This is a genomic window from Clostridium sp. JNZ J1-5 (genome assembly GCF_053901425.1).
This window is the reverse complement of record NZ_CM132773.1, coordinates 1,673,827-1,686,297: the sequence shown is the minus strand read 5'-3', so window position 1 is coordinate 1,686,297 and position 12,471 is coordinate 1,673,827. Positions and strand designations below refer to the sequence as shown.

Sequence of the window (12,471 nt, the reverse complement as noted above, 5' to 3'; positions counted from 1 at the left end):
TTAATTTAATTAAGGTCATAACTTAACTAAAATGAATTTATTTTATAATGAAGAGGAGGAAGAATAAATGGCAAGACAAAAGTTTGAAAGAACAAAGCCACACGTAAACATAGGAACAATTGGTCACGTAGACCATGGTAAGACAACAACAACAGCAGCAATCACAATGACGCTTGCAAAAGAAGGAAAAGCACAAGTACAAAAATACGACGAAATAGATAAAGCACCAGAAGAAAAAGAAAGAGGAATCACAATCAACACAGCACACGTTGAATACGAAACAGATGCAAGACACTATGCACACGTTGACTGTCCAGGACACGCTGACTATGTAAAGAACATGATTACAGGAGCAGCACAAATGGATGGAGCAATCTTAGTAGTATCAGCAGCAGATGGTCCAATGCCACAAACAAGAGAACACATACTACTAGCATCAAGAGTTGGAGTTAACCACATAGTAGTATTCTTAAACAAAGCAGACCAAGTAGATGATCCAGAACTATTAGAATTAGTAGAAATGGAAGTAAGAGATCTATTAAACGAATATGGATTTGACGGAGACGGATGTCCAGTAGTAGTAGGATCAGCATTAAAAGCAATTGAAGAAGATGATGATGCATGCATCCACGAATTAATGAAAGCAGTAGATGATTACATTCCAACTCCAGAAAGAGCAACTGATCAACCATTCTTAATGCCAGTAGAAGATGTATTCACAATAACAGGAAGAGGAACAGTTGCAACAGGAAGAGTAGAAAGAGGAACATTACACGTAGGTGATGAAGTACAAATCGTAGGAATGAAAGAAGAAATAGGAAAGACAACAGTAACAGGAATAGAAATGTTCAGAAAGATGTTAGATGAAGCAATGGCAGGAGATAACATCGGAGCATTACTAAGAGGTGTTCAAAGAGATGAAATCGAAAGAGGTCAAGTATTAGTAAAACCTGGCTCAGTAACACCACACAAGAAATTCGTAGGTCAAGTATACGTATTAAAGAAAGAAGAAGGTGGAAGACACACTCCATTCTTTAACGGATACAGACCACAATTCTACTTCAGAACAACAGACGTTACAGGATCAATCAATCTACCAGAAGGAGTAGAAATGGTTATGCCTGGAGACCACATAGATATGACAGTAGAATTAATAACTCCAGTAGCAATGGAACCAAACCTAAGATTCGCTATCAGAGAAGGCGGAAGAACAGTTGGTTCAGGAGTTGTTACTACAATATTAGAGTAGTTTAAACTTATAGGACTAAGGTTTAAAACTTAGTCCTTTTCAAAGATAGATTATGTTATGAGTGTATGAGCCTGTACTACAAAGCTTATACACTAAAAATAAGTTGACATATACAGCAACTTGTGATAAGTTTGTTAAGTGACACGCAATAAAAATAATAAAAATAATGCTTAACAATATAATAATAAACGTAGCAATGCCTGTGTGTGTACGCAGAATCAGGAGGTGTAGATTGTGAGAGTGAAAGTAACTTTAGCTTGTACAGAATGTAAACAAAGAAATTACAATACAATGAAGAACAAGAAAAATGATCCAGAAAGACTAGAAATGAGAAAGTATTGCAAATTCTGCCGCAACCACACACTTCACAAAGAAACAAAATAGTTGCTAGTATTCACTAAAAAAAGCTGGGGATGTGAATAATATGGCTTTGAATGAAAAAAAGCAAATTGGAGAATCATCAATGGGGATAGGCAAGTTTTTTAGAGAAGTAAAGGCAGAAACTAAAAGGATAACTTGGCCGCCTAAAGATCAAGTCAAAAAGTCTACCATAATAGTTTTACTTTTTTGTGCTGCTAGTGCAGTACTAGTAGGGTTGATGGATTATGGTTTTAGTGGTCTTTATAGACTGATATTCACCAAATAAAGAGAAAAAGGGAGGTAGGAATGAGGTGTAGCCTCATCCTAAAGTTATGGCAGAAAAAGCTCGATGGTATGTTGTTCATACTTATTCTGGTTATGAGAATAAAGTAAAAGTGAATTTAGAGAAAACAATAGAAAATAGAGGATTGCATGACTTAATTCACGACATACAAGTCCCTATGGAAGAAGTTGTTGAAGTTAAAGATGGGAAGAAAAAAGTAACACAGAAAAAAGTGTTTCCTGGATATGTCCTTGTGAATATGATTATGTCAGATGATTCTTGGTACATAGTTAGAAATACTAGAGGAGTTACGGGATTTGTAGGCCCTGGTTCAAAACCAGTTCCCCTCACTGATGAAGAAGTAGCAGCTATGGGAATAGCAGAAAGAACTGTAAATATAGATGTTTCAGTAGGAGAAAGTGTTCAAGTGGTTTCAGGACCGCTGAAGAACTTTGTTGCATTAATACAAGAAATTAATATTGAAAAACAAAAAATTAAAGGATTAGTTAATATGTTTGGCAGGGAAACACCTGTTGAACTTAATTTTAATCAAATAGAAAAATTAGACTAACCTACTATAAGACTAAGTCTTATAAAGTGGGAGAGCTTAAGCTCGCATTACCACATATGAGGAGGTGTAAACTATGGCAAAAAAGGTAGTAGGAATGATAAAACTTCAACTTCCTGCAGGAAAAGCAACTCCAGCACCACCAGTTGGACCAGCGCTTGGACAACACGGCGTTAACATCATGGCATTCTGTAAAGAATACAATGCTAAGACTGCCGATCAAGCAGGATTGACAATTCCAGTTATAATTTCAGTATACCAAGATAGATCTTTTAGCTTTATTCTTAAAACTCCTCCAGCAGCAGTTTTAATTAAAAAAGCAGCTGGATTAGAAAGCGGTTCAGGAGAACCAAACAAAAAGAAGGTAGCAAAGATCAATAAAGAACAATTAAGACAAATAGCTGAAACTAAAATGCCTGATTTAAATGCAGCTTCAATTGAAGCGGCTATGAGCATGATAGCTGGTACTGCTAGAAGTATGGGCGTAACTGTTGAAGAATAATATAAATTAGTTAGTGGGAGGTAAAAACCGCTAAAACCACAAGGAGGCAATATTATGGCAAAACAAGGTAAGAATTACTTAGAAAGTGTTAAGCTTATAGACAAAAACACTTTATATACACCTTCTGAAGCTATAGACCTTACTTTAAAAACAGCAAAAGCTAAATTCGATGAGACAATAGAATTATCTGTAAGACTTGGTGTTGATCCAAGACATGCTGATCAACAAGTTAGAGGAGCAGTAGTTCTTCCTCATGGAACTGGTAAAACAGTTAGAGTTTTAGTTTTCGCTAAAGGTGATAAAGTTAAGGAAGCAGAAGCTGCAGGAGCAGATTATGTTGGAGCAGAAGAGTATATTGACAAAATTCAAAAAGAAAACTGGTTTGAATTTGATATAGTTGTTGCTACACCAGATATGATGGGACTAGTAGGAAGATTAGGTAGAGTATTAGGACCTAAGGGATTAATGCCAAACCCTAAATCAGGAACTGTTACATTTGATGTTGCAAAGGCAATAGCTGATATTAAAGCTGGTAAAGTTGAGTATAGAGTTGATAAAACTGCTATCATTCACGTTCCAATAGGAAAGAAATCATTTGGAAATGAAAAGCTTTCTGATAACTTCAGCGTATTGATGGAAGCAATAATTAAAGCTAAACCAGCAGCAGCTAAAGGACAATATGTTAAGTCAGTAGCATTATCAAGCACTATGGGACCAGGAGTTAAAATAAATCCATCAAAAGTTTTAGGTTAACCTTGACGTAGTTATTTGATTCTGATACAATATAGCATGTTGTATGAAAATTAATAAGATAATACTCCGTAGACAGTAGGTGCAAAAGCATAACGGGGAACCAACCTACCGAGGATTAAGATATTCGGTGAGTCGATATTTTAGCCTCTTTGCATCTGTCTGCAAAGAGGCTTTCATTTTTATTTAAGGAGGTGGCTACAGTGACAACTAAAAACAGACAACTTAAAGAAGCTAAAGTTCAAGAAATAAAAGAAAAGCTTGAAAAAGCAGAAGCTGTTGTACTTGCTACTTATCAAGGACTAACTGTTGAAGAAGATACAGAGCTTAGAAAAAAATTAAGAGAAGCTGGTGTAGAATATAAAGTTTATAAAAATACATTAGTTACTCTAGCAGCTCAAGAATTAGGGGCTGAAGGAATAGTAAAATATTTAGAAGGACCTGTATCTATAGCAATAGGATATGAAGATGCAACTGCTCCAGCAAGAATACTTAATGATTTTGCAAAAGATCACAAAAAGTTAGAATTAAAAGCTGGTATAGTTCAAGGTGAAGTATTTGATCAAGACAAAATCAAAGAACTTGCAACAATACCACCAAAAGAAGTTCTTATTGCAAAATTACTTGGCAGCCTAAAAGCTCCAATGTCAAACCTTGTATACTTATTAAATGCTATAGCAGAAAAAAATGGATCAGCTGAAACAGCTGAATAAGTTTCAAAAGAAATTAATCGTAAAATAGAGTTTTAAAATTTATGGAGGTGCTATTAAAATGACAAGAGAAGAAATCATTCAAGCTATAAAAGAAATGTCAGTATTAGAATTAAACGAATTAGTAAAAGCATGTGAAGAAGAATTTGGAGTAAGTGCTGCAGCACCAGTTGCTGTTGCAGGAGCAGGAGCAGGAGCAGCTGCTGCTGAAGAAAAAACTGAATTTGATGTAGTTTTAGCTAACGCAGGTTCACAAAAAATTAAAGTTATAAAAGTTGTTAGAGAGTTAACTGGATTAGGATTAAAGGAAGCTAAAGAAATAGTTGACGGAGCTCCTAAGACACTTAAAGAAGGCGTAGCTAAAGAAGCTGCTGATGAAATGAAAGCAAAACTTGAAGAAGTTGGTGCTACAATAGAATTAAAATAGAAACTTGACTTAAAAAGGCACTTCTAGTAAGTGCCTTTTTTAAATGTCTTGAAAAATCATTGTTGACACACATACCCTATTATGATATTATAATTTAATGCATGAAAGTCTAATATGTTACTACATCAATAATTAACAATTATTGAATTAATTTAATTTTTTTGGTTATACTAGCAAGATGAGTATGTGTAATCTAGGACCTATAGATCCTAGAGCGTTACATTTTTTGTTATTCTTATGCAAGGGGTGAAATTTTAATGGTACATCCTATTCAAATTGGTAAAAGAACGAGAATGAGTTTCTCAAAAGTTAATGAAGTTTGTCCTATGCCGAATCTTATAGAGGTTCAGCTAAATTCATACCAATGGTTTTGGGAAGAAGGATTAAGTGAAGTATTTGAAGATGTTAATCCTATACAGGACTATACTGGAAATCTTGTTTTAGAGTTTATTGACCATAGTTTAGACAAAGACGCTATTAAATATTCTGTGGAAGAATGTAAAGAAAGAGATGCTACATATGCAGCACCTCTAAAAGTCAAGGTAAGATTGCTTAATAAAGAAACTGGCGAAGTTAAGGAACAAGAAGTATTTATGGGAGATTTTCCATTAATGACACAACAGGGTACGTTTGTTATTAATGGTGCGGAAAGAGTAATAGTAAGTCAACTAGTTAGATCTCCAGGAGCTTATTATGGATACAATGTAGATAAAACAGGAAAGAAACTATTCTCGTCTACGGTTATTCCGAACAGAGGAGCATGGCTAGAATACGAGACGGATTCAAATGATATTATATATGTAAGAATTGATAAGACAAGAAAGCTTCCTATAAGTATTCTAATAAGATCTTTAGGCTTAGGAAGCGACGTTGATATTATCAATTATTTTGGTGAGGAAGAAAGACTAAAGGCAACAATAGAAAAAGATAATACAAAGACTAGAGAAGAAGCTTTACTTGAAATATATAAAAGATTAAGACCGGGCGAGCCGCCAACTGTTGATAGTGCAGTATCACTTATTAACTCATTATTTTTTGATGCTAAAAGATATGACTTATCTAGAGTTGGTAGATACAAATTTAATAAGAAACTAGCTATCTATATAAGATTACTTAATCAAGTAGCAGCACAAGATGTGGCTGATCCATTTACTGGAGAAATCATCGTTCAAAAAGGTGAAACTATAGATAGAGAGAAAGCTCTTCAAATTCAAAACTGTGCTATAAACTCAGTTGATATTCAAGTTGAAGACAAAGTAATTAGAGTAATAGGAAATCACTTTGTAGACATACATAAATTCGTAGATTTCGATATAACAGACTTAAAGATTAAAGAACATGTTCACTATCCGACACTTAAAAAGATACTTGATAATTATAGTGATGAAAACGCAATAAAAGAAGAAATAAAAAAGAATATACATGAATTAATTCCTAAGCATATAGTAATAGATGATATTTATGCAACTGTAAGCTATGAGTTAGGATTACCTTATGGAATTGGAAATATTGATGATATTGATCATCTAGGAAATAGAAGATTAAGGTCTGTTGGGGAGTTACTTCAAAACCAATTTAGAATTGGATTATCAAGAATGGAAAGAGTAGTTAAAGAAAGAATGACCATTCAAGACCAAGAAGTTATAACACCTCAAGCATTAATAAACATCAGACCAGTTGCAGCAGCTATTAAGGAATTCTTTGGAAGTTCACAACTTTCGCAATTCATGGATCAAACAAATCCATTATCAGAATTAACACATAAGAGAAGGCTGTCAGCTTTAGGACCAGGAGGACTTTCAAGAGAGAGAGCTGGTTTTGAGGTAAGAGACGTTCATCACTCTCACTATGGAAGAATGTGTCCTATAGAAACTCCAGAAGGACCGAACATAGGTCTTATTAACTCCCTTGCATGTTACGCAAGAGTTAATGAATATGGTTTTATAGAGACACCATATAGGGTTGTGGATAAGAAAGAAATTAAAGTTAAAGATGAAATTATTTATCTAACAGCGGATGAAGAAGATCAATATTTAGTAGCACAAGCTAAAGAACCGTTAGATGAAGCCGGTCATTTCATTGATCCTAAGGTAACTGTTAGAGTAAGAGAGGATGTTATAGTTGTTCCAAAAGAACAGGTAGACTTAATGGATGTATCACCTAGACAAATAGTATCTGTTGCTACAGCTATGATTCCATTCCTTGAAAATGACGATGCCAGCCGTGCCCTAATGGGATCTAACATGCAACGTCAAGCTGTACCACTTCTAAAGCCAGCAGCACCTATAGTAGGTACTGGAATAGAATATAAGGCTGCAGTAGATTCAGGAGTACTTCCAAAGGCTGAACATGATGGAACAGTTGTATATGTAAGTGCAAATGAGATTAGAATAAAGAGAGATTCAGATGGTGGAATTGATAAACATAAATTACTTAAATATAAGAGATCTAACCAAGGAACCTGCATAAACCAAAGACCTGTAGTTGATAAGGGTGAAAGAGTAAAAGTTGGAGATGTATTAGCAGACGGACCTTCAACAGACTTTGGTGAAATAGCTTTAGGTCAAAATATTCGTATGGGATTTATAACTTGGGAAGGATATAACTATGAAGATGCTATGCTTGTATCAGAACAATTAGTTCGTGATGATATATTTACTTCTATACACATAGAAGAATATGAAGCAGAAGCTAGAGATACAAAATTAGGACCAGAAGAAATTACAAGAGATATACCTAATGTAGGTGAAGATGCTCTTAAAAATATAGACGAACGAGGAATAATTAGAATTGGAGCTGAAGTAAGATCTGGTGACATACTAGTTGGAAAAGTTACTCCGAAAGGAGAAACAGAACTTACTGCTGAAGAAAGATTGTTAAGAGCTATCTTTGGCGAAAAAGCAAGAGAAGTTAGAGATACATCATTAAGAGTTCCTCATGGAGAAGCCGGAATAATAGTAGATGTAAAAGTATTTACTAGAGAAAACGGTGATGAGCTTCCTCCAGGAGTAAATGAATTAGTTAGATGTTATATAGCTCAAAAGAGAAAAATATCTGTAGGAGATAAAATGGCAGGAAGACACGGTAATAAGGGTGTTATATCAAGAATATTACCTGAAGAGGATATGCCATTCCTACCAGATGGAAGACCTCTTCAAATATGCTTGAATCCTCTAGGAGTTCCTTCACGTATGAATATTGGTCAGGTACTTGAAGTGCACTTAGGCTGGGCAGCTGCAGGAATGGGCTGGCATATAGCTACACCTGTGTTTGGTGGTGCATTGGAAAGTGAAATTGTAGACCTACTGGAAGAAGCAGGATACAATAGAGACGGAAAAACAGCTTTATACGATGGAAGAACAGGAGAACCTTTTGACAATAGAGTTACTGTTGGATATATGTATATCTTAAAGCTGCATCACTTAGTAGATGATAAGATACACGCAAGATCAACAGGTCCATATTCATTGGTTACTCAACAGCCACTAGGTGGTAAAGCTCAATTTGGAGGCCAAAGATTTGGAGAAATGGAAGTTTGGGCGCTTGAAGCTTATGGAGCTGCGCATACTCTTCAAGAAGTTTTAACAGTTAAATCTGACGATGTTGTTGGTAGAGTTAAGACTTATGAATCTATTGTAAAAGGTGAAAATATACCAGAACCAGGTGTTCCAGAATCCTTCAAGGTTCTTATAAAGGAATTACAAGCATTATGCTTAAATGTAAAAGTATTAAGTGATACTAACGAAGAAATCAAGATAAAAGAATCAGTTGAAGAAGAAATGGAAGAATTGGGAGTTAACATGGAAGGCATTGAAGATGAAATTGTTCCTGCATCGGGTGATGATATAGAAAATTACAGAAGTGAAGAAGATATAGAAGAAATTGGAGACATGGAAGATGTCGATGACTTTGATGAGGAACTAAAAATAGATTATGATGAGCTGCCATTAGATGAACTTGGAGACGGACTAGAACTAGAAGATTTCAATGATGAACATTAATTTGAAGGGAGGATTTACCCTTGATAGAATTAAATAATTTTGAGGCATTGCAAATAGGGTTAGCTTCACCTGAACAAATAAGAGAATGGTCAAGAGGGGAAGTAAAAAAACCTGAAACTATTAACTATAGGACTTTAAAACCTGAAAAGGACGGTTTATTCTGCGAAAGAATATTTGGACCAATCAAGGATTGGGAATGTCATTGTGGTAAGTATAAGAGAGTAAGATACAAAGGCATAGTATGTGACAGATGTGGAGTTGAAGTCACTAAATCAAAAGTAAGACGTGAGAGAATGGGGCATATAGAACTTGCTGCCCCAGTATCCCACATATGGTATTTTAAAGGAATACCATCAAGAATGGGACTTATACTTGATATGTCCCCTAGGTCTTTAGAAAAGATACTATATTTTGCATCATATGTTGTTTTAGATCCTAAGGAAACACCTTTATTAAAGAAACAACTATTAAGCGAAAAAGAATACAGAGAAAGTGTTGATAAGTACGGCGAAGAAGCTTTTGAAGCTGGAATGGGTGCAGAGGCTATTAAAGTTCTTTTACATGAAATAGACTTAGAACACTTATCAGTTGAATTGAAAGAGGGATTAAAAACTAGCACAGGTCAGAAAAAAGTAAGGACTATAAGAAGACTAGAAGTAGTAGAGTCTTTTAGAAAGTCTAGTAATAGACCAGACTGGATGATAATTGATGTTATCCCTGTAATTCCTCCAGACTTAAGACCAATGGTTCAACTAGATGGAGGAAGATTTGCTACATCAGACTTAAATGATTTATATAGAAGAGTAATCAATAGAAATAATAGATTGAAAAAACTTTTAGATTTAGGTGCCCCTGATATTATAGTTAGAAACGAAAAGAGAATGCTTCAAGAAGCAGTAGATGCATTAATAGATAATGGTAGAAGGGGAAGACCAGTTACAGGTCCAGGAAATAGACCATTAAAATCATTATCAGACATGTTGAAAGGTAAACAAGGAAGATTTAGACAAAACTTACTAGGTAAACGTGTTGACTATTCAGGACGTTCAGTTATCGTTGTAGGACCTGAACTTAAAATGTATCAGTGTGGACTTCCTAAAGAAATGGCACTTGAGTTATTCAAGCCATTTGTTATGAAAAAGTTAGTTGAAAGTGGAGCAGCACACAATATTAAAAGTTCTAAAAAGATGGTAGAAAGAGTAATGCCTCAAGTATGGGATGTACTTGAAGAAGTTATATCTGAACATCCAGTTCTTTTAAACCGTGCTCCAACTCTTCACAGACTAGGAATTCAAGCATTCCAACCAATACTAGTAGAAGGAAGAGCTATTAAACTTCACCCACTAGTATGTACAGCATATAATGCTGACTTTGATGGTGACCAAATGGCTGTGCACGTACCACTTTCAGTAGAAGCACAAGCAGAAGCAAGATTCTTAATGCTTGCAGCTAACAATATTTTAAAACCATCAGACGGAAAGCCAGTATGTGTTCCTACTCAAGATATGGTATTAGGCTCATATTATTTGACCTTAGATAAAGACGGAGCTAAAGGAGAAGGAAAAGTATTCTCTAGCCCAGAAGAAGTTTTAATGGCTTATCAATCAGGCGTAGTTGATATACATGCTAAAATAAAGGTTAAATTATCAAAGATGAAAGATGATGATCTTGTTTATGGCATTATAGAAACAACTCCAGGAAAGCTTATATTTAATGAGTCTATACCACAAGACTTAGGTTTTATCGATAGAAGCAAGCCTGAAAATGAATTTAAATTAGAAGTAGATTTCTTAGTTAGTAAGAAAAATCTAGGAAAGATAATAGATAAATGTTATAACAAATATGGTCCAACGCTAACATCAACAATGCTTGATAAAATAAAAGCAAAAGGATACCATTACTCTACTATAGGAGCTATAACAATATCAGTTTCAGATATGACAGTTCCGGCAGACAAAAATAAATTACTTGCTGATACTGATTTAGCAGTAGATAAAATTGAAAAGATGTATAGAAGAGGATTTATATCTGAAGATGAAAGATATGAAAGAGTAATTGAAAAATGGACTCAAACAACAGAAGATGTTGCTAACGCACTTATGGAGAATCTTGATAAGTTTAATCCTATATTCATGATGGCGGATTCAGGAGCCAGAGGTTCTAAGTCTCAAATCAAGCAACTTGCTGGTATGAGAGGACTTATGGCTAATCCATCTGGTAAGATTATAGAGTTACCTATCAGAGCTTCATTCAGAGAAGGATTAGACGTATTAGAATATTTCATATCTACCCATGGTGCTAGAAAGGGTAATGCGGATACAGCTCTTAAAACAGCTGACTCTGGATACTTAACTAGAAGACTTGTTGATGTAAGCCAAGACGTTATAGTAAGAGAAGAAGACTGTGGTGCTCAAGAAGGATTTGAAGTATTAGAAATTAAAGAAGGAAATGAAATAATAGAACCATTAAGTGAAAGACTTAACGGTAGATATTCAGCTGAGGATATAAAAGATCCATCTACTGGAGAAGTAATAGTACCAAAAGATACTTACATGAATATAGATCTAGCAGAAAAAGTAGAAGAAACTGGAATCAAAAAAGTTAAAATAAGATCTGTATTTACTTGTAAATCAAAACATGGTGTTTGTTCAAAATGCTATGGAATGAATATGGCTACAGCAAGAAAGATAAATATAGGAGAAGCTGTAGGTATAATAGCAGCTCAATCTATAGGAGAACCAGGAACTCAGCTTACGATGAGAACTTTCCACACTGGAGGAGTTGCTGGTGCAGACATAACTCAAGGTCTTCCTAGAGTTGAAGAATTATTTGAAGCTAGAAAACCAAAGGGACTCGCTATAGTATCTGAAGTAGCTGGTACAGTAAAACTTGAAGAAACTAAGAAAAAGAGAATTGTTCATGTTATGGACGATGATGGAGAACAAAAGAGCTATGATATACCATTCGGTTCAAGAATTAAAGTTTCTAATGGACAGAAAATAGAAGCCGGAGATGAAATAACTGAGGGTTCAGTTAATCCACATGATATATTAGCAATTAAAGGACCTAAAGAAGTTAAAAATTACTTACTTTCAGAAGTTCAAAAAGTATATAGGCTTCAAGGTGTTGATATAAATGACAAACACTTAGAAGTTGTTGTAAGACAGATGACAAGAAAAGTAAAGATAAGAGAATCAGGAGATACTGATTTACTTCCAGGAACTTTAGTAGATATATTTGACTTTAATGAAATAAATGAAAAAGCTAGAGAAGAAGGCGGAGAAGAAGCAACTGGAGATATAGCTTTATTAGGAATAACAAAAGCAGCTCTAGCTACTGATTCCTTCCTATCAGCTGCGTCATTCCAAGAAACAACAAGAGTACTTACTGATGCTGCAATTAAAGGTAAGGTTGATCCATTATTAGGATTAAAGGAAAATGTAATAATTGGTAAGCTAATACCAGCAGGTACTGGAATGATGAGATATAGATCAATAAAATTAAGTACTGATAAAAAAGAAGAAGCTGAAGAGTTAGTAAATATTAACGAAGCTTAATATTGATTTTATTGACATAGCTAAAGTAAAATGTTAAAATACATTTTGTATGTTACGTTTATGA

General features: G+C 34.7%; 10 protein-coding genes and 1 other annotated feature. All 10 genes read left to right on the top strand.

Translation table 11 applies throughout. From position 1 onward, the window contains the following. Positions 1-67: 67 nt before the first annotated feature. The 10 genes from tuf to rpoC all read left to right on the top strand — a co-directional run bounded on the left by tuf (position 68) and on the right by rpoC (position 12,407). A complete protein-coding gene (tuf, locus tag ACWW38_RS08100) occupies positions 68-1,249 on the top strand; it encodes an elongation factor Tu (RefSeq protein WP_456260264.1) in 1,182 nt (393 codons plus the stop codon). A 234-nt stretch (positions 1,250-1,483) separates the two neighbouring features. Beyond that, positions 1,484-1,633 carry a 50S ribosomal protein L33 gene (rpmG, locus tag ACWW38_RS08095; RefSeq protein WP_456260277.1) on the top strand — a complete coding sequence of 50 codons (150 nt, stop codon included), beginning with the start codon at positions 1,484-1,486 and terminating at the stop codon, positions 1,631-1,633. Between the two features lie 40 nt (positions 1,634-1,673). Continuing rightward, positions 1,674-1,895 carry a preprotein translocase subunit SecE gene (gene secE / locus ACWW38_RS08090; protein WP_456260276.1) on the top strand — a complete coding sequence of 74 codons (222 nt, stop codon included), beginning with the start codon at positions 1,674-1,676 and terminating at the stop codon, positions 1,893-1,895. 46 nt (positions 1,896-1,941) lie between these two features. After that, positions 1,942-2,463, top strand: coding sequence for a transcription termination/antitermination protein NusG (nusG, locus tag ACWW38_RS08085; protein WP_456260275.1), 522 nt, complete (start codon positions 1,942-1,944; stop codon positions 2,461-2,463). A 73-nt stretch (positions 2,464-2,536) separates the two neighbouring features. Continuing rightward, on the top strand, positions 2,537-2,962 hold the full coding sequence (rplK, locus tag ACWW38_RS08080) for a 50S ribosomal protein L11 (RefSeq protein WP_456260274.1): 426 nt from the start codon (positions 2,537-2,539) through the stop codon (positions 2,960-2,962). Positions 2,963-3,016: 54 nt separating this feature from the next. Then, the gene (gene rplA, locus ACWW38_RS08075; protein ID WP_456260273.1) at positions 3,017-3,715 is read left to right on the top strand and encodes a 50S ribosomal protein L1; all 699 of its coding nucleotides are present in this window, start codon (positions 3,017-3,019) and stop codon (positions 3,713-3,715) included. A 48-nt stretch (positions 3,716-3,763) separates the two neighbouring features. Continuing rightward, positions 3,764-3,901 (top strand) — a sequence feature (ribosomal protein L10 leader region). Positions 3,902-3,915: 14 nt separating this feature from the next. Next, entirely contained in the window at positions 3,916-4,425 is a 510-nt protein-coding gene (gene rplJ / locus ACWW38_RS08070; RefSeq protein WP_456260272.1) for a 50S ribosomal protein L10, read from the top strand. Between the two features lie 58 nt (positions 4,426-4,483). Further along, entirely contained in the window at positions 4,484-4,849 is a 366-nt protein-coding gene (rplL, locus tag ACWW38_RS08065; protein ID WP_456260271.1) for a 50S ribosomal protein L7/L12, read from the top strand. A gap of 257 nt (positions 4,850-5,106) precedes the next feature. Then, positions 5,107-8,850, top strand: coding sequence for a DNA-directed RNA polymerase subunit beta (gene rpoB / locus ACWW38_RS08060; protein WP_456260270.1), 3,744 nt, complete (start codon positions 5,107-5,109; stop codon positions 8,848-8,850). Between the two features lie 20 nt (positions 8,851-8,870). Continuing rightward, entirely contained in the window at positions 8,871-12,407 is a 3,537-nt protein-coding gene (rpoC, locus tag ACWW38_RS08055; protein WP_456260269.1) for a DNA-directed RNA polymerase subunit beta', read from the top strand. Positions 12,408-12,471 lie beyond the last annotated feature (64 nt).